Genomic DNA, 26,800 nt, shown 5'->3' with positions numbered 1-26,800 from the left:
CTTTCAACCAAGAAAAAAGATTATAAACGAAATTCTCTTACTATTATGAATATACATACTGTGAAGGGGACCGGAAAAACGATGGATTTAGACCAAATTTGGCAAAAATTTATGGATCATCTATTAGATAATGATGAAATCACCCAAGTTTCGATAAAAAAATTCACAGGTATACCATTTATATATATCGATTTTCATCCGGCACAAAATGATATAAGTAAGCTTTCTATCATAATAAAAAAAGCCGCAGGCCTTTCAATGCGTGGCAAGCAGCTCCATTGTGAAACCATTTTCGTACGGCAGGAAGAATCTTTATATGTATTCCGTCATCGTTTTTATGTGCCGCAGCAAAAGATGTTTTGCTGCGGCAATCTTTGTCCGAACTGTATCCTATACCGTAATTAACCCTTTTAGTTTTCAATCGCCTTTGTAACCTATCCATAATATAAAAAAAGGCGAAAAACTGGTAAAAGGTTCAAAGAAGGAATTTTTTATACATGCATCGTTTCATTCCTAACACTTCCTGTAGAAGGTGCCGTATATGAAACAGCCACCGAACTCCGAAATAATATCGAATTTCGATGGCTGCAGGTTCTTTCCATAAACCATAAAAGCCGGAAAATAATGGTTATGACCTGGCTATTTCATTAAGCAGAGCATCCACAACTTCCGCCGGTTCCGCAACTTCCCGTCGAACATCCACCTGATGATACAAAAAATGGATTGCCCGCAGGGGTTTTGACCTGTTCTGAAACCGCTCGTCCTATTCTTCCGCTTATTTCATCAAGAACGGATTGCAATTCGGTCTCCGCCCGCTTAAACTCGGCAACGGCAGGATGCATATCCATGTCTCGTTTAGCTTCCCTTGTCTCTAAATTGATACGCTTATAATCCGGATGATATTTACCGAACCTATGAACATCTTCAAATAGATCCTTTAGTGAAGTAAACTTGGAAATTTTCCGCTGTGCCTCTTTGTCGCTCTGTAATTTATATAAACTAAGGAGATATTCTTCCCCTATTTCAGAATGAAGGATCATTTCAGCTAATCCTTCAGCCTGTTGTAAAATGTCGATGATTTCCATAGTAGCAAGCATTAACAAGCTCACCTCCATCACCATTTTACCATTTCTCTCTTTCACATGCTAATGGTTTGATTAAATCGAGGAAGTGATATGTACTTCAAACTCTTTTTGAAGCCCTGTTTTTTCACCTGAAGCATTCAAAATCTCCAGCTTAATTTTATGCATGCCATTCGGGACATCCTTTAAGATAAATGCAGCCGTTCTCATATCGACTTTCTTTTGATTATCAATAAATACAGACACAGTTGCCAATTGTTCAGAATTCGTTTCAGAAAACACATAGTTTTTCAAGTAGCACTCCACATAGACGGAGTTGCCTTTCACAAAAGTTTTTACCCGAAAGTCCTCATCTGAGTTTCGGACGCTCGATACAGTGGTGGCAGCTTTAAGGGAAGGTTCACCTTGTAGGGCTACTCCTGAATTTTCAGGTTCCGGTATTTTCTTTCCACACCCCGATGCTGCCATCAACACTGTTAGAACCACAATCAACTTTCTCATAACATCGTCCCCCTTTTGCCTTTATTGTTCGCCAAAAGGAGTAATTTACTCTTTTTTTCTTTATTCACCTGGAACATTCATCGCTTGAAACATATGAAGCATCATGGAGGCAACCTGGACGCTTTCCGAAAATTTAGAAACCCGATGTGGAATAGACTTCTCAAAAAAATATTTCGCTTCAGTTTCAAATACATCCACTTCATGAGGATTACGCATTAACCTTTTGTACCAGGCAGGTTGAATCCTCAAGTAATTTCGCATATCATCATTCGTTTGAATGAATTCATATATATTCTGACGCATGAAAAACCCTCCTTAATCTTTAGTGAATAAAAAAGGGTTAGCTCTCTGCTCTCTTTCTTTTTTAGGGGGACTGGTATCTTCTGATTTATTCCCTTGGAAAGCAGATAGCACTCCTTGGATTGCACCAATGGCCTGATTGGCATTTGTAATATATTGTTGAATCTGGCCCATATCCATATTTTTAACTGCACTCATTAACGAACCGATCAACTCAGTACTTTGGTCTCCCTTTTCTACCGGCGGTGATGGGGCTTCTGAATTCACTTTGGACTTATCCACGCTTACATCAGCCTGCCAGCGTGGATGATCTTCTCCGAGTAAATACCATTCTTCAAAAAGTTCCTGCCATGTTGCTTGCTTGTTTCTCACTTCATTCACTAAAAAAGGATGCTCCTTGACAAACTCCCGAAATCGATCGACGGAGGGGCGCTTTCTTTTTGCCATTACTCTCACCTCACACTTAGACATCGCCTATTGCACCATATGCTATAAGCAAATAAAATGTGCATCAAATTCCGCTTCAAATGCAATTGGATTTCATATAGTAAAAAAGGATGTATTTTCATGCCGGATACAAGTGAACTAAACAAGGATTTCCAGAACCCGGTTCAGTCTGTAGATGTAACGGAGTTATCGGTTTTATCTGGAATTGACTCAGATTTAAAAGCCAAAAGAGACCCAAAGTAAATATTCTTGTATTTCTAACCTACTGCAATTAAAAATTGCAAACAGGGGAAGACACTTACAATGATCATGCCTAAAAAACCCCTCTTGTACATAATGTATTGAAAATTACATATGGGGGCATGATTGCTACCATGATAGATTCGGGGATGGGTGCCTTGCAAACTCAACATGTCCACAAGGGTACCGTTACTACGGATTTCCAAGTTCGATATGTGAAACCCTCCAATGGTGATCGATTAAAGTGTACGAGTAAATTAATAATAGAGGTAGTAAAACGATCATCATCGAGGGGAAGGTCAACCATAATGATGGGGAACTTTATGCTGTATAGACAGGAAATTTTTTAGAACAAGAAAACGGACCCCAAACGGATCCGTTTTTTTATTTTTTTATAAAATTCTGGGTGTAATACCTTTTATAAACCCCAACACCCAGACCTGTAAATTCCTCGTTCAGCATCGCATCCCGATGCCCTTTACTATTTAGCCAGCCCTCCATGACTGCAGCCGCGTCCACATAATTAGCCGCAATATTTTCACCTGCTGCCTTGTATTTAACATGACCTGCATCGAGACGTTTTTCCAAATCCCCTTTTGTTTCAGAAACATGGGTTCCTTCAGGAGCGTCCGTCATTTCCCGGCTATGAAGGTAGGCAACCTCAGCAGTTGGACCATCCCATTCTAAAGGATTAAGTTTAAACCTGCTGCGCATTATATTTGTAATATCGAAAATTTGCTGCTCATTGCCAACTTCCACTTTCGCCAAGTCTTCTTTAGAAAGTTCCTTGACGGTCACAAGTTTGCCATGATAGGTCAATTCATACGGCTTTTGTTTTAATAGGGCGGAATCATTCAAAAATCGGACGCTTGAAACAGTCCCTGTGAATTTATCCAAATAAAGCTGAACATAAATGTTCCCTAGATCAATCAATGGCCTCATGTTCATATCTTCCTCCGACAATTCAAAACGATAGGAACTGTCGCCAACTTCAATATCAACAGTAGGTTCCACATATAAGCTGGAATAGATGGCATCAATCGATTGTCCAATTTTAAAAGGAGCGACATTAACCTTATCACCGATTCCATAAGCAGATACCACTTTTCCATTCTCTACGGCCAGTTGAAAATAATTGTTATAGTCCTTTTTATAAACCCACCATTCATATCCATAGGCGGACATATCAATTCGATCCGGCTTACCGTATTCCTTTTCTATTTCTTTTGCCTTTTTTCCAATTGTTACTCCCAGACCTTCTGTCACTTTAGTCACCCCTTCTTTTTCGGAAGAAGTACTTTTTTCATTTATATGTCCATTGGGGTTAACGCCTTTGTTACCATCAATAAGAGGGTTACCTTCATTTTCATCGCCGATATTAAGATAAATACCGATTACGAAAAAAATAACGATTAACACCAAAACCTTTCCTAATCTGCGCAGAGGAACACTCCCTCTCTCTATCTAATTTATGTATCCAATGCAAAAACCATTCTGTCCTGATTATATCACTGTTCAATCATAATTTTCTAATTTACGATAGACTGCCCCTTCATTAAATTTATTTTAAAGTGGAACTTTTGTGAATCATTAAAATACCGTGGTTGAGTTCATTGCAACTTCCACCATTTCGTACTATTATAAAATATAGGATAAAATGGTATATTATAAACATACTTGGAGATTTTTAATATATTCATGTACATAATATTTTCCCGGTATGTCATTTTAATTCCCAATAGAAACATAGGAGGTACTACTCGTGAAATTTGAAAGCTTTGGAATCGAAAACATCACAGCCGACTTAAACCGATTAGATGACCTAATGCCGCAATATGGTTTAATACGTGCCGAACAATGGGATTACGAAAGAGTCAGTTACGATCGTAAGTTCGAATTAAAAGAAGGAACGTTTTACCTGCGAATACTTGGCTATGCTACAGAGGGCGATGTAGGCGCTCACAGAGCCGTCATCAAACTAATGGTTCCTCTATTAGGAAAACATTATTATCCACACGGAGTTGAATATGGCGAAGGGGAGGACTTCCCTGCATCATTAGTTAAACAAAGTGAAAAAATCCTCGCTCAGATCAAAGAAGAACTTACACAATTCACCGGCCTGTAAAAGCCGTTAGTAAAAAGTGCGGTACAAGGGAGCGGATCATGAGTGATGCTCTCTTTTTTCCATTACAAAAGCCTGATGCTTTTTTTGCATCAGGCTTCTTCATCATTTTAAAATCCTAGGATCGCCTTTATTAAAGATGTTGTTTCGCCGCCATGATAAATGACATAAAGCAGGATGTAAACGGCTACTCCAGTAATCCCAGTGAAAAACCAAATGATGCTTGTCGTAGGTCCGATTTTTTTATGAATGGCGAATTTACCTTTAAACCCAGTGGTAAGCATGATGATCCCCAAAACAGCTCCAGTTGTAGCAAGTGTTATATGGAAGATTAAAAAAATCGTATAATAAATTTTAATGTCATCCGGTCCACCAAATGACGTACTGCCAATAAAGACCGTACGAGTAAGATATATAGTGAAAAAGATTACCGCAAAAACCGCAGCTACCATCATGGTTTTTTTATGAGTCTCGATTTTGCGTTGTTTAATTTGATACCAGCCTATTGCAACAGTGATGGCACTTAATACAATGAAGGCTGTACTTATCGTTGGAAGGATTGGTAAAGACATATGAATTGTAGTCCTCTCTTTATTTATTAATCAACTACCATTTTATAAAAGGTAATCATAAATTTCAATAAAATCAAGTATTTTTAACAGAATGCTCACTTTTATGGTGATATCCAAGACAAAACACTGGCTATTTGCTTAGAAATTGATAATCCGATAACCATTTACAATCGTCACCGGTAAAACCTAGCAGGCAATGACAACATATAAAAAACTTGCCTCCCCCCCAAGACAAGTCTTTTATGGTACAACTATTCCACATGCTGAAATTCCGAAGGTATCGGATCGATTTCATTTTGTCCGCCATTCTCCTTTTTGAACCAAGCAAAGAAAATGACACCTAATACATAGCCTAATACGATTTCTTGGATCACCTTCATAAGAACCCCACCAAGCTGTTGATCCTCAAGCAATGGCAGTCCATTGAACATTTCTGGACCGCTGAGTGTCAAACTCGACAGTGCTGAAGCGGGAACGCAAAGTTCCATGGCACTTGCCCAAGATTCCGCATTGGTAAACGTATCATACATCGGATCATTAGCAAAAATGATTAAAGCGCAGGCTGGGGTCATTAAAATGCCACTGCCGAAAATATAAGCTACTTTTTTTACACCTGTTAGACTTTCGTGTTCTGGCAATTGATTGACAAGTGGGAACCACATCAAAACTGCAGTCGTAAATAATAGCACCGTATATCCGGCATGTATCCACATCCCCGTTTTGATAAAGTCGAACACTAACGGGATATGGTACAACGAGAAAAGAACATTAAATAGTAAAAGGGCGACAAGCGGTCTCGTGAAAAATTGAAATAACGCCTTCACTCCCCTTGAATTTATGAAAGTTCTCAATAGCCAATCCGGAATCGCAATGATAAATAAAGGCGGAATCACAAGATAGAGCAATGCCATTTGAAACATGTGGGCACTGAACATAATGTGACTCAATAAATCCAGTGGCGAACCCTTTACCACATAAAGCAGGAACATGGCTGTTAAAAAATAAGTTGTCTGTTTAACGGAATGCGGTGAACTGCCTGAAAACGCCTTCCCTTTTTTTGTCACAAACAAAAAATAGCCAAGGGTTATAAGTACGAGGGCGGCAAAATAATAAGGACTCCACAAAGCGCGAAATCCGAAAATATCAATGGACAAAAAAATCACCTCGTTCAAAACAATTTTCTTACTTTCATTATAACTAAAATGAAACATGATAACAAATATAGATAAAGTTGGATTCTTTTTCTAGTAAATCAACACATAAAGAAAACCGGCTATCATTCAATAGCCGATTTTCTTATGGTTTATAACCAAACGATCGTTGTGAAAACAAGGACAGTTATTAAGCCGACTGCAAGACCAGAAAATAAAAACAATGCAATGGTACCATGCCCTTTGTGCTTCATGTGCATAAAATAATACAATTGGAAAACCACTTGTATGACTGCCAGTAGCAAAATGACTGGTTTAATGAACCAATGTGAAAACCCTTCGATTCCTACTGCAGCAAAAGCAAGTAATGTAAAGAAAATCATTAGTATAAATGTTATCACTTGATGTTTCATCTCTTCAGCATTTTTCTTACGGCGATATTTTAAATCGACATTCGGGTTCGCTGAATTTGATTGTTCATTCGCCATCAGTTATCCCACCATTCCCATTAAGTATACGACTGTAAAGATAAACACCCAGACTACGTCAATGAAATGCCAATAAAGACTCGCAACAAAAAATTTAGGAGCGTTATATAAATTCAAACCCCTTCCTGCATTACGTACCATTAGAGTTATGATCCAAAGCAAACCGAAAGCAACGTGTCCTCCGTGAAAACCAACTAAAGTATAAAACGCAGAGCCGAAGGCACTACTCGTAAATGTATGATGGAATTCATGAACATAGTGATTAAATTCATAAATCTCGAGGCCTAAGAAACCAAAACCAAGGGCAACCGTAATAACAAGCCATGCCTGCATTTGTTTAAAGTGGTTATTTTTCATATGATACATCGCATACACACTAGTCAATGAACTGGTCAATAATAGCATGGTTGCAACAAAAGTAAGCGGTAGCTCGAATAAGTCTTTTGCTAGGGCTGCGTCACCATTTGGAACTTTATCCTTCAATGCAAGGTAAGTTGCAAATAGTGAGGCGAATAATACCGTCTCTCCACCAAGAAACAACCAGAATCCCAAATACTTATTTTTACCTTCTAAAGTCGCTTTCTCGGGAGAAGCAGGCCAAGTAGCATCCGTGAATCTTTCATCTGCTTGCATTATGCCTTACCTCCCTTGTCTTTATCGTCCATAAGATCTTCTTTATGAATATGGTATCCATGATCGTCTTTAACGGAACGGATAAACATTGAACCAAATGTTACCAAAAGTCCAACAATGATAATAGGCAGTGTCCACGACTTATCATCCATATGGTATAAAGCACCGAATGCGGCTATAAATAAACCGGAAGCAGTCGTCAAAGGAAGAACGGATGAATTTGGCATATGGATATCCCCAAGTGGTTCTGCAGGAGTCATTTCCTTTTTACCTTCCATTTTTTCAACCCAATAAGGATCTAATCCGCGGACTAGCGGCAATTGTTTAAAATTATAAAAAGGCGGTGGTGATGGAATGGCCCATTCAAGCGTACGGCCATCTCCCCATGGATCATTTCCGACTTTTTCATTTTTCACAGATGTAATGATTATATTTATGACCATAACCAAGACGCCAAATGCCATCAAAAAGGCTCCAACAGTACTAATCATATTACCTGTATTGAGACCTTGATTGTCCAAGAATGTAAATACGCGACGAGGCATCCCCATCAGACCTAAGAAATGTTGGATGAAGAATGTTAAATGGAAACCAATCAAAAACGTCCAAAATGTGATTTTTCCCAATTTTTCGCTTAACATAGTTCCAAACATCTTCGGCCAATAGAAATTGATTCCAGCCAGTAAACCTAATACAACCCCACCGACGATTACATAGTGGAAATGGGCAACAACGAAATAACTATCATGGTATTGATAATCAGCAGGTGCTGAGGCAAGCATGATACCTGTCACGCCACCCATTGTAAAAGTAGGAATAAAGGCAACTGCATAAAGCATCGGGACCGTGAACTTAACGCTTCCTCCCCACATCGTAAAGATCCAGTTGAATATCTTAATACCAGTTGGTACAGCGATAGCCATAGTCGCCACGGCAAAGATTGCATTGGCAATAGGACCTAGACCAGTGGTAAACATATGATGGGCCCAAACCATGAAACCTAAGAAACCGATTAATACGGTTGCAAAAACCATCGATGAATAACCAAATAATCTTTTTCTGGAGAATGTAGCAAAAATTTCTGAAAAAATACCGAACGCTGGAAGAATCAGAATATATACTTCCGGGTGACCGAATATCCAGAATAAATGCTCCCAAATAATCGTATTTCCCCCTGCTGCTACATCAAAGAAATTCGCGCCAAACATCCGATCGAACATCATTAACACCAATCCCACGGTAAGCGGAGGAAAAGCGAATAATATCAATGCAGAAACAACGAAAGTTGACCATGTAAACAGCGGCATACGCATATATGTCATACCAGGCGCACGCATATTAATAATGGTTACAAGGAAATTGATCCCTGCAATTAGTGTTCCAAAACCCGATATTTGTAGTCCGAGGACATAAAAATCAATGCCATGGCCTTCGGAATGCAAGGAAAGTGATGCATACGATGTCCAGCCTGCATCAGGAGCGCCCCCTAAAAACCATGAAAGATTTAAAAAGATTCCCCCAAAGAAAAATAACCAAAAACCTAATGAGTTCAAATATGGGAACGCAACATCACGTGCCCCTATCTGTAATGGTACAACCGCATTCATAACAGCAAATACTAATGGCATGGCCGCCAGAAATATCATTGTCGTACCGTGCATGGTCAAAATTTCATTATAAAATCCGGCACTTACGAAGTCATTATTTGGGATTGCAAGCTGGATACGGATAAACATCGCTTCCAAACCGCCGATTACAAAGAATAACCCGCCAGAGATAAGATATAAAATGGCGATTTTCTTATGGTCTACCGTCGTCAGATAATCCCAAATCGTAGCGCCAAATCCTTTTTTATTAGCGTACGTACTCACGATTTAACCTCCTTAATCAATGTTCTATTTTTCTTCCACCTTAAGCTCTAAAAGATAGGCAGCCAGTGCATTAATATCTGAATCTGAAAGTTGGCCGTAAGTACCGGTCATTGTGTTACCCGGTTTATACTTCTCAGGATCCTTGATCCATTTTTTCACATTTTCTTCAGTGTGATCCAATACGCCAGCTATTTTTTGACGTTCACCGAATGTAGCCAGATTCGGTGCCTGACGAGCAGCCTCAGGCCTGCTGTCATTTGGTGTCACCGCATGACAACCTATACAACTTTGATTAAAGACATCTTCACCCTGTTTTGCTAGATCACCTTCCACGACAGGTTCTTTCGCGGCTTTCATATCTTTAGTCCAAGCTACAAAGTCGCTTTTAGACTTCGGTACGACCTTAAAATCCATCAAGGCATGGGAAGGACCGCAAAGTTCAGCACATTTCCCGTAAAATAAGTTGTTCGAATCTTCTGCCTTTTCACTATCGAATTCTAAGAAAAACTGATTGACCCCATCTGTATTTGTATCCATCTTTCCTCCGGCAGCCGGTATCCAGAATGAATGCTTAACATCAGAAGCAGTAAGATTGAAGTACACTTTTTGATCGGTAGGCACAACCAGATCCTGACTTGTGACAACGCCAAGGTCAGGATATTCAAACTCCCACCAATAAAGATTTGCCCTAACATTCACGACAAGGGCATCCTTCGTTTTTCCATCCTTATCTTTCTTATCCATTGCCTTTGTGTCAGCTAGGTCGAATGTAGTGACGACGGTTGGAACAGCCAGAACAATTAAAAGAAGGATAGGAATAACAGTCCAGATAATTTCAAGTTTATGACTTCCTTCAATTTGTTTCGGTATTGTTTCGTCGCCTTTCTTCCGACGGAAGCGCAGTAAAACTACAACGAACAAAATAATCACAACAATAATTACCAGAACCATGATTAGTGTACTCAATATCAGTAAGTCATACTGAGATTGCGCAACATTGCCTGCTGGCTTCAGTGCGGATAGAAATGGTTCGCCACAGCCCGAAAGGACAAGTCCTACAATTCCCAGCAAAGCAATTAGGCGCCATTTGTGCAGCCTTTTTTTCATAGCTTCAGAAACCCCTCTTTCGTCAAAATTTTCTCACAAAAATAAAAATGGGCGCAATTGCGAATATTCTCTCTATGTCAATTTCTAAAAAGAAAGAATCCCTAATTTAAGGAATTATTATGATGATTCATGTAACCACCCTTATGAATGATCCTGTTGAAGTTCTCCGTTAATATGTATGAATGGCGGTCAATGCATTATATATAAGTAAGCTGCAGCCTGTAAAAAAACAGGCCGCGCAGCAACTTTTATTTAACAAAAACTAGATGAGTGTGACTATAACCATAGCTACAAATAAAATGGTCATATAATTTAAAGAATAAACAAACATGGATGTAGCCCATTTAACATCATCTTTCTTCCTATACCCCTTAATCCCCAAAATAAGCCAACCTGTGCTCAATAATGCAGCAAGAATAACCAGTGGAGTTCCTAATGGAGTTAAAAAGAAAGGAACGAACATTAAACAGATGATCCATAACATGATTGATCTTTTTGCGGCCTTGAACCCTTTTACAACCGGAAGCATTGGTACCCCCGCTGCACGATATTCTTCGACACGTCTCATTGCAAGTGCATAAAAATGAGGAGGCTGCCACAAGAACATGATCGCGAACAGGACCCAAGCGATCGTATCAAGGCTCGGGTCGACGGCAGCCCACCCGATAAGTGGAGGCACCGCTCCTGATATACTGCCTATTATCGTATTCGAGACAAATCTCCGTTTAAAAACCATGGTATATAAGACAACATAGGCGAAGACGCCGAATGCACCAAGTATAGCAGTTGTCATATTAGTCAAAGCAAGCAATACCAGTCCTGCAGCAATTAAGCCAAAGCTTAACGCCAATACCTTTGAAGGCTGTACTTTACCAGTTACCGTTGGCCGGTTTTTCGTTCTTTCCATTAAATGATCGATATCACGGTCATAATAATTATTGAAACTGCAGGAACCTGCCATTATGAGCGCCGAACCTGCAAGTGTATAAAACACTACATCAAGATTACTTAAGAAGCTAAGCCCCGAAAAATGAAGGGCCAACCATACGCCGGTAAAAGCTGTAATTATATTTGAATTGACAATCCCCACTTTTATGAGTGCGAGAAAATCCTTCCAAGCTGTTGTTTCCGGTATATCCGATTGAAGGGCGGCTTTACTGTCCTTCATGACAGCATCTGACAAACCCCTTGTTTCTGACATTTGTTTTCCTCCTTTAAATCATTCAGCACAGACGCAAATGCAAAAAATACTTACTTACATATGCTATAGAACATTATTTCATACTTTTTGATATTTGTAACCAAGGAAGCGTACACAAAAAGTAAATTATTTACCAATGGCCGTTGTAAATGGAATCCATCGAGAGCTATCATTCTTAATATCATGCTTAAAAACAGTAAAATTTAGTAAAATCATTTCTTCAATATATTAAAACACATTTTTGGAAGGTTTTGTGAAAATTTTTCGGTTATTTTTTGACCAATTTGTGTCTCAATACTTTCAATTCACTTGTAAGATGTTCATCAAGAACATGAATAGTATGCTGTTATCATCATCCCCTAGGCTCTGTCCCTATTTTGGTCCTACTTGAAGGTTTACACTCCCTTTATTTCTATCAAAGTCTTTTGTAACTTTCAACTATTTCCGGCATTTTAATTAATAGCAATAATATTAACTGAACTTGTAAAATCATTCTAAATTGTGTAATATCGAGGAAGTTCGACAAATATTATGAAAAATCTTATGCTATTATTAATTTTATTGAACAACCTAATTTGGCTACAGAGAAAAAGGTGGGACTACTAGTGAAATCGTCTCTTAAATGGTTTGCTGTTTTAACTACGATTGTAATGCTTTTCATCTTACTTGGTGGAGCTTTAGTCACGAAGACGGATTCCGGCATGGGATGCGGCAGGTCCTGGCCATTATGCAATGGCCAATTGATTCCAGACAAAATCACGTTAGAATTGGTCATTGAGCTTTCACATCGACTCGTATCAGGTGCCGGGGGTTTCTTGGTTTTAATTTTATCGTATTTGTCCTGGCGAAAAATCGGCCATATCCGTGAAGCACGTTTCTTATCCGTCCTTTCTTTTGGTTTTCTGTTATTACAAGGGTTGATTGGAGCTGCTGCCGTCCTTTGGTCTCAATCCGATTTCGTCCTTGCCCTTCATTTTGGCATATCACTCATTTCCTTTGCTGCCGTCTTTTTACTGACACTATTGATTTTTGAAGTCGACAAGAAGTTCGAAGCCGAAAAACTTATAGTTGATAAACGAATGAAATTCCATATTATTGGCGTATTGATTTTTTGTCTGGTAGTCGTATATACGGGTGCTCTTGTAAGGCATACGGAATCCAGTCTAATCTGTAAGGATTGGCCTTTATGTGTAAATGACAGCCTCGCGCTCCCCTCCAACCTTTATGAGTGGATTCAGATGGGGCACCGTGCAATTGCTGGCGCTATTTTCATTTGGGTTTCTTATGTGGCTTATATTGCAAAAAAATATTACAGGGTTCAAAAAGTGTTGTATGGCGGTTGGATTGCTGCATTCATTCTCGTTTTTTTACAGGTTACCGCTGGGGCCTTTATAATTTTCTCAAGGCAGAACTTATATATCGCATTGGCACACGCTTTATTCATTGCCTGCTTTTTTGGTGTAATGAGCTATTTGATGCTACTGACTTCAAGAAGCAAAAAAAATGCCCTGGCCAAGCAAAAAGGGAGCCCCACCCACATGGTCAAAAGGCAGGATGAACACGATATAACGCCAACGATACCCGCCCGTTAATGTCTGATTGTTCAATCAATAAGATAATAAGGTAAAACAAAAACCACCATTATGGTGGTTTTTGTTTTACCTTAAAGAGAGACTCGAGTGACCGTACATTGCCTAAAAGAGGGTACAGAGCAGCTTGAAACCTCAAGCATACCATTTATACCCGAAATCATTTACAAGCTCACAGTCACGATATTACTTAGTTATTTCAATCAATAAATCACCAGTACTGATCGCTTCTCCATCTTTTACATAGATGTCTTTAATGGTCCCAGAGAATGGCGCTTGTACGGTAGTTTCCATTTTCATCGCTTCCGTAATGATCAGGTGATCACCCTGTTTGACCTGATCGCCTTTCTCTACTACTACACGAATAACCGTACCTGGCATTGTCGCACCGATTTGTTCTTTATTTTTAGGGTCAGCTTTCATTTTTGATATAACGGAAGATTTAATGTTTTCATCCTTGATGATCACTTCACGTGATTGACCATTCAACTCAAAATACACGACCCGTGTTCCATCAGCCAATGGTTGACCGATTGAAACTAATTTAACGATGAGCGTTTTACCCTTTTCAATTTCAACTTCGATTTCTTCACCTAGCCTCATACCATATAAGAAAGTCGCGGTATCAAGGTTGGAAACATCTCCAAACAGCTCAATTGTTTTATTGTAGTCCAAGAACACTTTTGGATATAGGGCGTATGCAAGCGCATCGAAATCAGTGACAGCCCGTCCCAATTCCTTGAATAATTCTTCTTTAAGGGAAGTAAAGTCCACTTCCTCCAATAATTCACCCGGTCTTACTGTTATAGGTTTTTTCCCTTTCAGGATAACCTCCTGAAGCTCTTCAGGGAATCCACCAACAGGCTGACCCAGATAGCCTTCGAATAACTCTATGACTGAATCAGGGAAATCGATGGATTTGCCTTTTGTCAGAACATCTTCTTCAGAAAGGTTATTTTGCACCATGAATAGGGCCATGTCTCCTACAACTTTGGATGAAGGCGTTACTTTTACGATATCTCCGAACATTGCATTGACGCGCTGGTACATTTCTTTCACTTCATTCCAGCAATCTCCCAGCCCCACAGCTTTAGCTTGCTGCTGCAGATTACTATATTGACCGCCAGGCATCTCGTGTTTGTACACTTCGGTATGAGGTGCATTCATGCCACTTTCGAAGTCATGGTAGAATTTTCTTACCTCTCCCCAGTATTCGCCTAACCGCTCTAGTGAATCGACTTCCAATTTAGGCTGTCTGCTTGACCCCTCCAGAGCATAATGAAGCGTTTGTACACTTGGCTGCGAAGTAAGGCCAGCTAAAGACCCAATCGCCGTATCAACGATATCCACACCAGCTTCAATCGCTTTTGAATACATGAAAATTCCATTTCCGCTTGTATCATGAGTATGCAAATGGATCGGAAGGGATGTAGTTTCTTTCAGTTCCGATACAAGTCGGTAAGCAGCATCCGGTTTCAAGAGGCCAGCCATATCCTTGATCGCTAAAATATGGGCACCGGCATTTTCTAATTCCACCGCCATATTTTTATAGTATCCGATATTATATTTACTGCGTGATGGATCATTCAAATCCCCGGTATAACAAATGGCCGCTTCCGCAATTTTGCCGGATTGACGGACTGCATCAATAGCCACTTCCATCCCTTTAACCCAGTTTAAACTATCGAAAATCCGGAAAACATCAATGCCAGCATCCGCTGATTTCTCGACGAATTCACGAATGACATTATCAGGATAATTTTTATAACCAACTGCATTTGAAGCCCTTAAAAGCATTTGTAAAAGGACATTCGGTGCTTTTTTCCTGAAACTTAACAGCCTGTCCCATGGATCTTCTTTCAAGAATCGATAAGCTACATCGAAAGTTGCCCCGCCCCACATTTCCATTGAAAATAAATCAGGAAGGAGTTTTGCTGTAGGCTCAGCGATATCAAGGATATCCTTCGATCTAATTCTCGTCGCCAGTAAAGATTGATGTGCATCACGGAAAGTCGTATCTGTGATCAATACCTCTTTCTGTTCTTTAATCCAATTGACCAGTCCCTCTGCACCTTGCTGTTCAAGTATATTTTTTGTACCCGAGATAAGCGGCAGGCCACCAACATTCGGAATTGGAGCTGGATCGAAAACAGGTTTTTTCTTTTTCTCGACGCCTGGGAAACCATTCACAGTTACATTTCCGATATATGAAAGCATTTTGGTCCCACGGTCTTTTCTGATTGGGAAGCTAAATAATTCCGGTGTTGAATCGATGAATGATGTATCGTATTCCCCATTTATGAATTTTTCATGTTTAACAACATTTTCAAGGAAGGGGATATTTGTTTTAATTCCACGAATCCTGAATTCCTTAAGGTTACGAACCATTTTAGAAGCTGCCTGCTCAAATGAAAGTGCATGAGTAGAAAGTTTAACGAGAAGGGAATCATAATATGGTGTGATGACTGCACCTTGGAATCCATTCCCAGCGTCCAGACGGACACCAAATCCTCCACCTGAACGATATACCATCATTTTCCCGGTATCAGGCATGAAATTATTCAACGGGTCCTCAGTGGTCACCCGTGATTGAATTGCGTATCCATGCGTTTTAATCCCTGCTTGTTCGGGGATCCCGATCTTTTTGCCATGGAGCTCATGCCCTTCGGCTACCATGATTTGAGTTTGAACGATATCAATGCCCGTAATCATTTCAGTAATGGTATGTTCAACCTGCACCCGTGGATTGACTTCAATAAAGTAAAATTCGCCATTTGCCACAAGGAACTCGACCGTACCAGCATTTACATAATCAATATTCTTCGCCAACTTGACCGCTGCCTCACAAATCCTTTCCCTTAAATCCTCGGAAAGGGATACGGAAGGTGCCACTTCCACAACTTTTTGATGCCTTCTTTGAACGGAACAGTCACGTTCATACAGATGGACGATATTCCCATGAGTATCAGCCAAAATCTGAACTTCGATATGCTTTGGATTCTGTATGAATCTCTCTACATAGACTTCATCGTTACCAAAGGCTGCTTTAGCTTCTGATTTTGCGCGATCATATGCCTCTTCAACTTCTTCGATTTTTTCGACAATCCGCATTCCACGTCCGCCGCCGCCCAAAGATGCTTTTATAATAATTGGAAAACCGTATTGTTTTCCAAATTCCTTTACTTCTTCAACATTGGTCACCGGTCCCTCGCTACCAGGGATGACCGGAATATCAGCTAGTTCAGCTTGTGTTCTAGCTTTCACTTTGTCACCAAACATATCTAGGTGTCTTGATTCTGGTCCGATGAAGATGATTCCTTCTTCCTCACAACGTTTCGCAAAGTCAATATTTTCTGAAAGGAAACCATAACCGGGATGAATCGCATCAACTCCGCTCATTTTGGCAATCGCGATTATGCCTTCAATATCCAGGTATGCATCAATCGGCTTTTTGCCTTCCCCAACCAAATATGCCTCATCCGCTTTATATCGGTGATAAGAACCATAATCTTCCTTCGAATAGATTGCAACTGTATGAATGTCTAATTCCGTACATGCCCGAAAAATTCGTATCGCTATTTCTCCACGATTTGCCGCAAGTACTTTTTCTATACGTTTCCCCATTGCTACCACCCTAATCAATATGTATTTTTATTGAATATATAGAAAAAAAAGCGTGATAGATTCACCACTTTTTATTCATAAGTTTATTTCCCCAAAAGGGAGACCGATCTGATAAGGCTCTTTTTGTTGCTAATGTAATTATTTCGATATATATTAATATTTTCGTTTTTTCATCCATAAATACAAAATAGGAACCTTACCAAATTAGCAAAAGAAAATTTAGTTATTATAATATATTATCAAAAGGTAATCAGTTGGATTTAAAATACAATTAATATAACCATAATACTAAAATAAACTGAATACAATAAAAAAATGAAAAATTACGAACATTCGTAGGTAAACACAAGGAATTCGCTGTTCTTCCGCCTAACGGATCGATTGTTAATTCAACAATGCCACCACCAGGTTTAAATGCTGGATTGAAAGAGTCGATGGGATTAAACCCTACATTGAAAATTCAAAAAACAAAAAATAAAAAAAGCCCCATTAAGCATATGCACATTTAATTAGTATGACATTATTAAATATAGTATAACACTTTCGACTACACTTTCGACTAATAGATGTACATAAATAAAAAACTCAAACAATCATCGAGATTTGTTTGAGTTAGTATGTTTTATTTATTATTTTTTTAATGATGCTTCATGCAAAACTGACAATTCCTGTTCAAGGGTTTCCAAAAGAGATTTGCCCTCGGTTTCCTCTACCAAGCCTAAGCGTACGGCAAAATCAATTTCTCGTGATAGGCCGAACATTTGTGTATCAAGTACCTCTTCATATAAAGGACATTGAGGCATAGTGAGATTTTCCATTTGAACTTTTATCAGTTTTAGAATCTTGTCAGCATCTGCTTTTAATAAAGCATAAGCTTTTTCTCGATGATTGACAAGCATATCAGATGCCATGTTAAATCCCCCCGCTCAGAGCGATTAAATCTTATCTTTAAATTCTACCTTTAGTTTTATGAAAAAGCAAGGACATTGACAAACAATTTACCATCGAGATAGCACACACACTCCTCAGCTGAAAATAGCCAGATATAGAAATTGTTCACCATCGTGCAGATGTGACATTTCAATTATAATTGATTATAATTATTAAAGAGCAACAGAAAGGAATGAGATATTTGGAACCCATCGTATTTATTAATGGAAAAGTGAAATATCCAATTACGCTAGATCCTGGAGTGTGGATTTTTGATGATCGTAAAGTTGAAATTGATACATATTTCCACGCTGAAAGAGTCCAAGTCAATGAATTAGAAGAATATACGATTGCCGCCTCCAAACACTGGCAAAAAGAAATACAGGAAGGCGCAACAATGCCACCCACATTAAAAACGGAACGAAAATTCGAGAAGCAAAGATTGCTGGAAGGGACCTTCGGCATCCCGTTTGAACCTTTTTTAAAAAATGCGGAACTTGAAAATGGGGTAACTGAAGTCATCGTTACGACCGATGATAAGGAACTTACATTCCCGTTGGAAGTGGCACTTGAATTTTTCCTTGGCTTTTCAAAGGATGGAAAGCCGCTTAAAGTATCCGAGGGTGGTCCTTTGGAAATTTATTTCGGAGATGCTTCCAACATCAATGATCCGATAAAAAATGTACGGTCTTTCACTGTTAAATAAGACTTAGCCCATAATGATCACAAAACTTTAAGGCAATCGGCAAGGGGGACTCCCTTGCCGATTGTATTATAAAAGTGTTGCAGCGAGTTGGGCCAATCCCGATCTTTCCCCTTTTATCAATTTAACATGGCCCGCAATACGCTCGGTCTTGAATTTTTCAACCACATAGGTCAACCCATTATTATATTCATCTAAATAAGGATGATCTATTTGCTCAGGATCTCCCATTAATACAATTTTGCTCCGCTCCCCGACTCTCGTCAATATGGTCTTAACCTCATGTTTTGTTAAATTCTGGGCTTCATCGATGATGATGAACTGATCTGGGATGCTCCTTCCCCTGATATATGTCAGGGCTTCCACTTCAATCGAACTCATGCCAGCTAAAATGGCATCCAATTCCCCTGGTTTTTTCGTATTGAACAAAAATTGAAGATTATCAAAAATAGGCTGCATCCACGGTCTTAACTTTTCTTCTTTTTCCCCTGGCAGATAACCAATATCCTTACCAACCGGCACAATTGGCCTGGCGACCAGAAGTTTCTTATATTGTGACAAATCTTCAGTTTGCATTAATCCTGTTGCCAATGCCAATAAAGTCTTACCTGTCCCTGCCTTACCAATAAGCGTCACAAGTTGAATATCCGAACGAAGCAACAAATCGAGGGCCATCGTCTGCTGGACGTTTCTCGGTTTAATTCCCCAAATATGTTCCCCTTCATACATCAATTTCTTAACCAACCTGCAGTTCTCATCCACAATCCCAATCGCAGAAGCTGAACTGCCCAGCGTGTCCTTCATCAAAAGGAATTGATTTGGATAATAGGAATCTTTTGTAAGTTCTTCAAGTGCCAAAAAACTTTTCTCATAAAACTTATTCAGATTATCAATTGATACAAATACTTCTTTATGGCCACCGTATATATGATCCATTTCTACGACACGATCATTTAAAAAGTCCTCTGCCTCGAGTCCGATTGCATCGGCTTTTACCCTGACGAGAGTATCTTTGCTAACCAAAATGACCGTTTTCCCATTTTCCTTTGTCTCTTCTTCCAAAGATAAATTTTTTGCGACAGCCAATATTCTGTTATCGTTCGTTTTCTCCACGAAAATTTCCTGAAGCTTATGAAATGAACGGTGATTGAGTTCAATTCTTAGGCTGCCCCCATTATGAAGCGGAATGCTTTGATGAAGCTTCCCTTTTTCACGGAAGCTGTCGATCAATTTCGATACTTGCCTGGCATTCCTTCCGATTTCATCCATATACCTTTTCTTCGAATCCAATTCTTCTAGTACGACTGCTGGGATGACAACTTCATTATCTCCGAATGAATAAATCGAATATGGATCCTGCAACAGGACATTCGTATCTAAAACATAGATTTTTTTCCCCAATATGACGCCTCCTGCCTGCTCTTTAGGATATGCCTTACCATTTACTACACTAAGCAGTTATGTAGCGGACGAGACTGTTGATAAAATATATGTTCCTTTGCATAAAGATAGAAGAACATTTACAGACTATAAAGAAAACTTCCAGCAAAGAATGCTTTACTCAACATGGATTACACCCTGCTTCGCTTCATTTTATACTTATATGCATCAGACTTAGCCGGTGTGGACAGGCTGTAACTAATGATAAACATTAAGGAGGTTGTACATTGCAAAAAATCATATTGTCACTCGCTGCTGTTCTGCTGATGACAGGTTGCTCAATGAATAATAAAAATGGAGCGTCTGAAAATAATGCTAAAAATAATATAACAAAAGTCAATAACTCGACCATCCAGGAAACAGACAGAACTACAGGTCAGGAAACAGCACAGAGACTCACAGGTTTGGCTAAATCCATTCCGGAGGTGAACGATGCCACGGCAGTCGTACTTGGCAAATATGCCATTGTCGGAATAGATATTGACCAAGATATTGAGCGTTCACAGGTAGGAACGATTAAGTATTCAGTTGGAGAAACTTTAAAACACGATCCTAACGGTGCAAATGCCATCATCGTTGCGGACCCAGATTTAAATGAACGGGTCAGGGAGGTAGCCAAGGATATTAAAGACGGTAAACCGGTAACAGGGATACTAAATGAATTGGCTGATATCACAAGTCGAGTCATTCCTGAGGTTCCTGGTGATATTTTAACCCCAACGCCTTCAAAGGCCATTGATAAGGAAAAAAATAAACTTGATAATTCGGAAAGGAAAAAACTTGATAAAGAGCAAAATGATCAATCCAATCACTATAAAGAATGAATTTTCCCAACCCGAAGTGAAACTTCGGGTTTTTGTCTATATCCGCCATGAACCCAATAACGTGAACGATCAAATGTAGTTTCACTTTATCCTCGTTTTACCATAAAATTATTGGTATACTTAAAAGCATATTCAAATTGAAGTGGGGTTCAAATTATATGAAGGTTAAATGTGTAATATGCGATCAAATCGAATCTATACCTGACGATAGCCCAGAAGCAAAGAAACTTCGTAACCGTCCTATACATACCTATATGTGCAATGCATGCAATCAACGCATAGAAAAGCGTACGAACGAACGGATTGCAACTGGAAACTTCCGTCTTTACCGGACAATCAAAAATGAAGATGAATGGTAAAACATTTTATAAAGTTTCCCTGATTGGTCTCATAAATGGAATCATGCTTGGATTGGCAATGAAGTTGGTTGAAATGTTTTCTGGTAAACAAGTCTATAAACTGTTATTGAATGTGGATTTCCTTCCTGTAATCGGAGCTGTTCCCTGGAGTGAGGCATCATTGTACTTTTTCCATCTTCTATTCTCATTGGCAATTACGTTTAGTTACGTTTATATCCTTCATCCCTTGAAGTTTTTTAGGGAATGGAACAAATACACACTTGCTTTTCTCACGATTATTCCTGCCATCATGCTTTACTTTCCATTATCGGCGCTGTCCATAACAGAAGTTGTCCTTCCTTCTGATTTGACAGCCTTCTTTTTGTGGTCACTCTTACATCTTTTTTATGGACTATTCCTCCCTAAAGCAATATAAAAAGAACCGTGCGGGAAATCGCACGGTTCTTTTTATCATCACTCGATATTTTTATACTTTTCTGGCTCAAGCTGAATTTGGTCTAGCATGATATCAATCAATTCTATCGGAAAACGCTGCTTTTTCATTTCGTCTCCCAATAGATACTCGACGAAATAAAAAGGTTCCGTTTTTGAAACTGAATCGATGATTACCTGATGATCGGCTTTCAACATCTGCATGAAAAACATTTCTGTATCGCGGGCAGCTGTATCATCAGGCCTTGCATCACAGACAACTTTGATCGTCAACCAATTGTATAAAGCATCCTGTAATGATTTCATCGTCTTAAGCCTGTTCTTCTTTTCTCGAATTATGAAGACGGATTCTATAAATCCCAAGAACAAGTGAAGCGATGACTAATGCTTCCCCCATAGGAAGAAACACCGCAAAGAAAGAAAGAAGGGTACATCCAAGTGCCATTACCGCATAAATGATCACATTTTTTAGCAAAGGTAACTTTTTGGCAAAACCTAACTGATAGACAAGGATGCATAATCCAAAGATCGTCAAATATAGATACCACATTCCTGCTTCAGGATTTTCATCCACTCTGTACAATGCTGCAAAAAATGATAATCGCTCTTGGATATCCAATCTTTTCTCCTCCTCTTGCTATTTATTTTTCTTCAACAGCAACTTTTTTTCTTTTAGCTGCTCTTTCACGTTCGTTTTTATCAAGAATTTTTTTACGAAGACGGATTGACTCCGGAGTTACTTCACAGTACTCATCGTCGTTCAAATACTCTAGAGCTTCTTCAAGAGACAAAATTCTTGGTTTCTTCATTGAAGAAGTTTGGTCTTTATTAGCTGAACGCATATTTGTCATTTGTTTCGCTTTTACGATATTAACAGTCAAATCGCTATCACGGTTATGTTCCCCGACAATCATACCTTCATAAATATCAGTACCTGGCTCAATGAAAATGACGCCGCGGTCTTCTACTTGCATCGTACCATATTGTGTAGTTTTCCCAGATTCCATTGAAACAAGCACACCTTGACGTCTTCCGCCGACTTGACCTTGGGCCATTGGTTGGTAGCTGTCAAATGAGTGGTTCATGATACCATAACCACGTGTGATTGTTAAGAACTCAGTAGAATAACCAATAAGTCCGCGAGCTGGGATCGTGAATAGTAAACGAACTTGACCGCTTCCGCTATTAATCATATCCAACAATTCACCTTTACGTGCTCCCATGGATTCCATGATAGAACCAGTGTGCTCTTCAGGAACATCGATTTGAACACGTTCAACTGGCTCACAACGCACTCCATCAATCAAACGAACGATAACTTCAGGTTTAGAAACTTGCAGTTCATAACCTTCACGTCTCATGTTTTCAATTAAGATAGAAAGGTGAAGCTCTCCACGACCTGAAACAATCCAGACATCTGGAGAATCTGTATTTTCAACTCTTAAGCTAACATCAGTTTGCAATTGGCTTTTCAAACGCTCTTCAATTTTACGAGCTGTTACAAATTTACCTTCACGGCCTGCGAATGGGCTGTTGTTTACAAGGAAAGTCATTTGTAATGTTGGCTCATCGATACGTAGAATTGGAAGGGCATCAGGATGTTCAATAGGACAAACTGTTTCCCCAACGTTAATATCTTCCATACCAGAAACAGCAATTAAATCACCGGCAACAGCTTCTTGGATTTCAACTTTTTTCAAGCCAATATAACCAAAGATTTTCGTTACACGGAATTGCTTAACCGATCCATCAAGTTTCATTAATGAAACTTGTTGACCTACATGCATTTTCCCACGGAATACACGGCCAACACCAATACGTCCTACATAATCATTGTAATCAAGTAAAGCCACTTGGAATTGAAGTGGTTCATCAGTGTTATCAATTGGTGCAGGGATCGTTTCGACGATTGTTTCGAATAATGGGGTCATGTCTTTTTCTTGTTTGGCAGGATCTGAATCCAAGCTTGCTGTACCAGCAATACCTGAAGTAAAGACAACAGGGAATTCTAATTGTTCTTCTTCAGCTCCAAGTTCGATGAATAAGTCAATTACTTCATCTACAACTTCGTTTGGACGGGCAGAGTCTTTATCAATTTTATTCACGACAACGATTGGCGTGATCTTTTGTTCCAATGCTTTTTTCAACACGAAACGAGTTTGCGGCATACATCCTTCATATGCATCAACAACAAGTAAAACACCATCAACCATTTTCATGATCCGTTCTACTTCACCACCAAAGTCGGCATGACCAGGTGTATCCAAAATATTGATTCTTGTATCTTGGTATTGAACTGCTGTATTTTTCGCAAGAATCGTAATTCCGCGTTCTTTTTCAATAGCATTAGAATCCATCGCACGTTCTTCCACATGTTCATTTTCACGGAAAGTACCAGATTGCTTAAGCAACTGATCCACTAATGTCGTTTTACCATGGTCAACGTGGGCAATGATGGCTATATTACGAATATTTTCTCTTAATTTCAAAAAATTCACTCCTAAAAAAGTTTGTGTTTAACGTATCACTAGTATTAACTTACATATTATATCACAAACATACTAGAAACAAATACAGAAATTATGTACAATAGATATATTAGGGGTGATATTAATGAATATTAAATGGAATTTCTTAATATTAGCGGTATTGGCAGCATCCAGCATTGGCTCCATTGGCATCTTCATTGCTGAAAAAAGCTTGCTTGGAATATTAGCTGCAATCGTTATACTTTGCGGAGTTATGGGGTTCGGTTTCACTCAAAAGAAGAAATTACGCGAAGCAGGAAAGTTATAATATTAAAACTCGCTGTCGGACAGCGAGTTTTTTTTGTTAATTATTTGAAATTTAGTTTTTCACCCCATACTTGCCGGAACCTGGAAAAACCATAACCTTTTCGGCTTACCATTAACTTTGGCCATGGCACTAATTGCCGGAAGTACCTGATAAGTATTTATCGAATACTTCTTTATGCAGCCTTGGTTTAGAAACGAAAAGTGAGTCACCTTCTAAAAAATCCAATTTGTCACCCTTAATATTACTAACTTCCCCGCCCACTTCCTCAACCAGTATAACTCCCCCGGCAAAGTCCCAGGGCATGAGTCTCATGGTTATGTATGCATCGATCCTTCCAGCTGCCACGAATGCAAGCTCCAATGCTGCCGAGCCATAGGAACGGGTCCCTCTTGCATCCCGAACAAGTGGTGCAAGAAGGCTCGGATCAATCCTACGGTTTTCCGTTACCCAGCTTGCATTAATGGAAACGATGGCTTTGCTTACTGATGCCTCTTCAAGGGATGGAAGCCTTTGATCATTCATGAATGCTCCCTGCCCCTTAATCGCATGATATAATTCATCGGTAACCACATCATAAACCATTCCAATTTTTCCGATGCCATCCTCATAAACCCCAAGAGAAATTGCAAAATTCCGCTGTTGATGAATGAAATTCAAAGTTCCATCAATCGGATCAATAATCCATACAGTTCCTTTTAGGTCTTTAATATCATTACCCATTCCCTCTTCCCCAAAAATCCGGTGTTCAGGAAAGACTTCGCTAATCTTTTCACAAAAAAATTTTTCTATCGCTTTATCCATATTTGTAACTAAATCATTGGGATTCGTTTTCATTTCAATATTCAACTTGGTTTTAAAGGACGCCCTTAGCCTCGTACCCGCTTCTTTCATCCATAACTTAGCATATGTATCCATTTCACTAATCGATACCATTATAATATCCCCGTCCTTTTATGATCAGAAACTACATTAAAATGATCCTCTACTAAAGATTAAAGCAAATAGAGCTTGTCTTCAAGTTTTTAACATCTTAAATTTTCCATTATTAAAACAAAAATGAGGAATGATGGTTATCTTCCTCACCCATCCATTACGATTTCCCAATCATGAATAAGCCAGTACAAATACTTTCAAATCACCCTACCGGTTCCCTTCCTTATTAAATGGAGCCGCCCCAATGATGCTTGATAAAAAATACGCGGCCTTATATATATTGGACATTTAATGAAAAACGGACACATTATTTTTTAAATAAAATAAGTGTCCGTTCATCTATAATAAAATTCCTTGTATTGAAATTAATTCATTTCTTTCACTCATTCTCCTTCAAGATCTATGCAGCCAATCATTACAAGGCTTTCAGTTTCAACAATTCCAACCGGATGCGTTCAAGCCTTTGCTTACATTGTGACCTCTTTTGGTCATTCTCTTCACCAATTGCTTCAAAAAGGGTTGCTAATTCATAGTCCATTTCCATTCTTAACACTGCAGCTCTATGTCTTTCAACTTCTTTAGCTTTTAATGCTTGGTTCATGACTTGTTTCATAATTAACATTCTCCCTTCATCAATTAACTTAATCTTCTGAATTTATTTTATTTTATCATATGACTTCCTACCACAAATAGCAACTAATTTGTGCTTTAACCTATAAGGAATTTTGCAGTGCCAATCCAAATCATATTTTTTAAATTTCACTTTTACTTATGCTACAATATGTGCAGATATTACGGTAGGAGAGATGATTATGAATATAGCTAGTTTTACAGCTGATGATTTTAATGTTTTTAAAATTGATGGTTTGGAACCCCGAATGGATGCTTTAAAAGAACATATCCAGCCTAAACTACAAGCTCTTGGAGAGCAATTTTCACAACAACTGTCAGTTTTGACGGGCGATGAAATGTACCCTCACGTCGCAAAGCATGCCAGACGGAAAGTGAATCCTCCTAATGATACATGGGTTGCTTTCGCTGCCAACAACAGAGGTTATAAAATGATGCCGCATTTCCAAATTGGGTTGTGGGAAACACATATGTTCATTTGGTACGCCGTCATTTATGAAGCACCTAATAAAATTGAAATCGGAAAGCATCTTGAGCAGCAGGCGGACCGGTTAGTGAATAGCATTCCCACCCATTATGTTTGGTCAATGGACCATACAAAACCTGATGTCATTCCTCACGATGGTCTTGGAGTCGATGATTTAAATTCAATGTTCACTCGCCTGCAAACTGTAAAGAAAGCCGAAATCCTATGCGGCTTAAGAATTTCCCGTGATGACGCGATTAAGTTAAATGATAATGATTTCATTCAAACCATTCAAGATGCGTTTGAACATCTTTTACCCTTATATAAATTAAATTAAACACCTTTGATCAGTTTTCAGA

The 26,800-nt window shown here is 39.0% G+C and carries 31 protein-coding genes; 11 read left to right on the top strand and 20 right to left on the bottom strand.

The features are described from left to right. Positions 1-81 precede the first annotated feature (81 nt). Positions 82-405 carry a hypothetical protein gene (locus tag N9I19_RS00795; protein WP_317776731.1) on the top strand — a complete coding sequence of 108 codons (324 nt, stop codon included), beginning with the start codon at positions 82-84 and terminating at the stop codon, positions 403-405. A 242-nt stretch (positions 406-647) separates the two neighbouring features. On the opposite strand, the gene N9I19_RS00790 is transcribed toward N9I19_RS00795, so the two are convergent. The 4 genes from N9I19_RS00790 to N9I19_RS00775 are packed head-to-tail and all read right to left on the bottom strand — an operon-like array spanning position 648 to position 2,330. Further along, a complete protein-coding gene (locus N9I19_RS00790) occupies positions 648-1,097 on the bottom strand; it encodes a YlbF/YmcA family competence regulator (protein ID WP_317776730.1) in 450 nt (149 codons plus the stop codon). A 60-nt stretch (positions 1,098-1,157) separates the two neighbouring features. Then, a complete protein-coding gene (locus N9I19_RS00785; protein ID WP_125162518.1) occupies positions 1,158-1,583 on the bottom strand; it encodes a hypothetical protein in 426 nt (141 codons plus the stop codon). A 60-nt stretch (positions 1,584-1,643) separates the two neighbouring features. Continuing rightward, positions 1,644-1,886 carry a YlbE-like family protein gene (locus tag N9I19_RS00780; protein WP_317776729.1) on the bottom strand — a complete coding sequence of 81 codons (243 nt, stop codon included), beginning with the start codon at positions 1,884-1,886 and terminating at the stop codon, positions 1,644-1,646. Positions 1,887-1,898: 12 nt separating this feature from the next. Beyond that, the gene (locus N9I19_RS00775) at positions 1,899-2,330 is read right to left on the bottom strand and encodes a YlbD family protein (protein WP_061462300.1); all 432 of its coding nucleotides are present in this window, start codon (positions 2,328-2,330) and stop codon (positions 1,899-1,901) included. 120 nt (positions 2,331-2,450) lie between these two features. Here N9I19_RS00775 and N9I19_RS00770 point away from each other — a divergent pair, with 120 nt between their 5' ends. Both N9I19_RS00770 and N9I19_RS25110 read left to right on the top strand, forming a co-directional pair. Continuing rightward, a complete protein-coding gene (locus N9I19_RS00770; RefSeq protein WP_317776728.1) occupies positions 2,451-2,573 on the top strand; it encodes a hypothetical protein in 123 nt (40 codons plus the stop codon). A gap of 98 nt (positions 2,574-2,671) precedes the next feature. Then, complete coding sequence (locus N9I19_RS25110; protein WP_411730390.1) at positions 2,672-2,920, top strand: hotdog domain-containing protein; 249 nt, start codon at positions 2,672-2,674, stop codon at positions 2,918-2,920. Positions 2,921-2,954: 34 nt separating this feature from the next. Here the strand turns inward: N9I19_RS25110 and N9I19_RS00765 are convergent, their stop codons facing one another. Further along, positions 2,955-3,989 (bottom strand): CAP domain-containing protein, encoded by a 1,035-nt coding sequence (locus tag N9I19_RS00765; RefSeq protein ID WP_286140806.1) that lies wholly within the window; start codon positions 3,987-3,989, stop codon positions 2,955-2,957. Between the two features lie 343 nt (positions 3,990-4,332). On the opposite strand from N9I19_RS00765, the gene N9I19_RS00760 reads away from it, so the two are divergent. Beyond that, on the top strand, positions 4,333-4,695 hold the full coding sequence (locus N9I19_RS00760) for a YugN family protein (RefSeq protein ID WP_061462299.1): 363 nt from the start codon (positions 4,333-4,335) through the stop codon (positions 4,693-4,695). A gap of 107 nt (positions 4,696-4,802) precedes the next feature. Here N9I19_RS00760 and N9I19_RS00755 read toward each other — a convergent pair whose 3' ends face one another. From N9I19_RS00755 to cyoE, 7 genes are all read right to left on the bottom strand, one after another. Beyond that, positions 4,803-5,264 (bottom strand): DUF420 domain-containing protein, encoded by a 462-nt coding sequence (locus N9I19_RS00755; protein ID WP_061462298.1) that lies wholly within the window; start codon positions 5,262-5,264, stop codon positions 4,803-4,805. Positions 5,265-5,515: 251 nt separating this feature from the next. Further along, positions 5,516-6,418 (bottom strand): cytochrome c oxidase assembly factor CtaG, encoded by a 903-nt coding sequence (gene ctaG / locus N9I19_RS00750; RefSeq protein WP_411730389.1) that lies wholly within the window; start codon positions 6,416-6,418, stop codon positions 5,516-5,518. A gap of 149 nt (positions 6,419-6,567) precedes the next feature. After that, on the bottom strand, positions 6,568-6,903 hold the full coding sequence (ctaF, locus tag N9I19_RS00745) for a cytochrome c oxidase subunit IVB (RefSeq protein ID WP_061462296.1): 336 nt from the start codon (positions 6,901-6,903) through the stop codon (positions 6,568-6,570). A 3-nt stretch (positions 6,904-6,906) separates the two neighbouring features. Continuing rightward, on the bottom strand, positions 6,907-7,536 hold the full coding sequence (locus N9I19_RS00740) for a cytochrome (ubi)quinol oxidase subunit III (protein WP_125162523.1): 630 nt from the start codon (positions 7,534-7,536) through the stop codon (positions 6,907-6,909). Beyond that, positions 7,536-9,407, bottom strand: coding sequence for a cytochrome c oxidase subunit I (gene ctaD, locus N9I19_RS00735; RefSeq protein WP_089362392.1), 1,872 nt, complete (start codon positions 9,405-9,407; stop codon positions 7,536-7,538). The genes N9I19_RS00740 and ctaD overlap by 1 nt, the downstream gene beginning before the upstream one ends. 24 nt (positions 9,408-9,431) lie before the next feature. Next, positions 9,432-10,514, bottom strand: a complete 1,083-nt coding sequence (gene coxB, locus N9I19_RS00730) for a cytochrome c oxidase subunit II (protein WP_061462293.1) — start codon at positions 10,512-10,514, stop codon at positions 9,432-9,434. A 262-nt stretch (positions 10,515-10,776) separates the two neighbouring features. Continuing rightward, entirely contained in the window at positions 10,777-11,715 is a 939-nt protein-coding gene (gene cyoE, locus N9I19_RS00725) for a heme o synthase (protein ID WP_061462292.1), read from the bottom strand. Positions 11,716-12,320: 605 nt separating this feature from the next. Between cyoE and N9I19_RS00720 the strand changes: the two genes are divergently transcribed. Further along, a complete protein-coding gene (locus tag N9I19_RS00720) occupies positions 12,321-13,307 on the top strand; it encodes a COX15/CtaA family protein (protein WP_317776727.1) in 987 nt (328 codons plus the stop codon). A gap of 183 nt (positions 13,308-13,490) precedes the next feature. On the opposite strand, the gene pyc is transcribed toward N9I19_RS00720, so the two are convergent. Together pyc and N9I19_RS00710 are read right to left on the bottom strand one after the other, a co-directional pair. Further along, the gene (gene pyc, locus N9I19_RS00715) at positions 13,491-16,928 is read right to left on the bottom strand and encodes a pyruvate carboxylase (protein ID WP_317776726.1); all 3,438 of its coding nucleotides are present in this window, start codon (positions 16,926-16,928) and stop codon (positions 13,491-13,493) included. Positions 16,929-17,557: 629 nt separating this feature from the next. Then, positions 17,558-17,839 carry an Fpa/YlaN family protein gene (locus N9I19_RS00710; RefSeq protein WP_034313996.1) on the bottom strand — a complete coding sequence of 94 codons (282 nt, stop codon included), beginning with the start codon at positions 17,837-17,839 and terminating at the stop codon, positions 17,558-17,560. Positions 17,840-18,060: 221 nt separating this feature from the next. On the opposite strand from N9I19_RS00710, the gene N9I19_RS00705 reads away from it, so the two are divergent. Then, positions 18,061-18,564 (top strand): peptidyl-prolyl cis-trans isomerase, encoded by a 504-nt coding sequence (locus tag N9I19_RS00705; protein ID WP_289320741.1) that lies wholly within the window; start codon positions 18,061-18,063, stop codon positions 18,562-18,564. Between the two features lie 66 nt (positions 18,565-18,630). Here the strand turns inward: N9I19_RS00705 and N9I19_RS00700 are convergent, their stop codons facing one another. Continuing rightward, positions 18,631-19,962, bottom strand: a complete 1,332-nt coding sequence (locus tag N9I19_RS00700; RefSeq protein WP_061462288.1) for a PhoH family protein — start codon at positions 19,960-19,962, stop codon at positions 18,631-18,633. A 266-nt stretch (positions 19,963-20,228) separates the two neighbouring features. Between N9I19_RS00700 and N9I19_RS00695 the strand changes: the two genes are divergently transcribed. From N9I19_RS00695 to N9I19_RS00685, 3 genes are all read left to right on the top strand, one after another. Next, entirely contained in the window at positions 20,229-20,825 is a 597-nt protein-coding gene (locus tag N9I19_RS00695; RefSeq protein WP_317776725.1) for a YhcN/YlaJ family sporulation lipoprotein, read from the top strand. A gap of 158 nt (positions 20,826-20,983) precedes the next feature. After that, entirely contained in the window at positions 20,984-21,184 is a 201-nt protein-coding gene (locus N9I19_RS00690; protein WP_061462287.1) for a YlaI family protein, read from the top strand. Continuing rightward, entirely contained in the window at positions 21,168-21,599 is a 432-nt protein-coding gene (locus N9I19_RS00685) for a hypothetical protein (protein ID WP_317776724.1), read from the top strand. The genes N9I19_RS00690 and N9I19_RS00685 overlap by 17 nt, the downstream gene beginning before the upstream one ends. Positions 21,600-21,637: 38 nt before the next feature. On the opposite strand, the gene N9I19_RS00680 is transcribed toward N9I19_RS00685, so the two are convergent. Genes N9I19_RS00680 through typA form a run of 3 tightly spaced genes read right to left on the bottom strand, consistent with a single transcriptional unit; the run spans position 21,638 to position 24,105 of the window. Further along, positions 21,638-21,922 (bottom strand): hypothetical protein, encoded by a 285-nt coding sequence (locus tag N9I19_RS00680; RefSeq protein WP_125162533.1) that lies wholly within the window; start codon positions 21,920-21,922, stop codon positions 21,638-21,640. Positions 21,923-21,926: 4 nt separating this feature from the next. Then, complete coding sequence (locus N9I19_RS00675; RefSeq protein WP_053345193.1) at positions 21,927-22,235, bottom strand: YlaH-like family protein; 309 nt, start codon at positions 22,233-22,235, stop codon at positions 21,927-21,929. A gap of 22 nt (positions 22,236-22,257) precedes the next feature. Next, positions 22,258-24,105, bottom strand: coding sequence for a translational GTPase TypA (typA, locus tag N9I19_RS00670; RefSeq protein ID WP_061462284.1), 1,848 nt, complete (start codon positions 24,103-24,105; stop codon positions 22,258-22,260). A gap of 124 nt (positions 24,106-24,229) precedes the next feature. Here typA and N9I19_RS00665 point away from each other — a divergent pair, with 124 nt between their 5' ends. Next, positions 24,230-24,412 carry a YlaF family protein gene (locus N9I19_RS00665; protein ID WP_061462283.1) on the top strand — a complete coding sequence of 61 codons (183 nt, stop codon included), beginning with the start codon at positions 24,230-24,232 and terminating at the stop codon, positions 24,410-24,412. A gap of 129 nt (positions 24,413-24,541) precedes the next feature. On the opposite strand, the gene N9I19_RS00660 is transcribed toward N9I19_RS00665, so the two are convergent. Together N9I19_RS00660 and N9I19_RS00655 are read right to left on the bottom strand one after the other, a co-directional pair. Then, on the bottom strand, positions 24,542-25,345 hold the full coding sequence (locus tag N9I19_RS00660; protein ID WP_089362386.1) for an inositol monophosphatase family protein: 804 nt from the start codon (positions 25,343-25,345) through the stop codon (positions 24,542-24,544). A gap of 415 nt (positions 25,346-25,760) precedes the next feature. After that, a complete protein-coding gene (locus N9I19_RS00655; protein WP_034314018.1) occupies positions 25,761-25,958 on the bottom strand; it encodes a hypothetical protein in 198 nt (65 codons plus the stop codon). A 199-nt stretch (positions 25,959-26,157) separates the two neighbouring features. Between N9I19_RS00655 and N9I19_RS00650 the strand changes: the two genes are divergently transcribed. Then, entirely contained in the window at positions 26,158-26,778 is a 621-nt protein-coding gene (locus N9I19_RS00650; RefSeq protein ID WP_317776723.1) for a YktB family protein, read from the top strand. Positions 26,779-26,800: the final 22 nt, after the last annotated feature.

It is taken from the genome of Peribacillus sp. CSMR9, assembly GCF_033141925.1.
GTDB lineage: Bacteria > Bacillota > Bacilli > Bacillales > DSM-1321 > Peribacillus > Peribacillus simplex_A.
The sequence above is the reverse complement of the archived record's forward strand: the minus strand, read 5'-3'. Positions and strand labels throughout refer to the sequence as shown.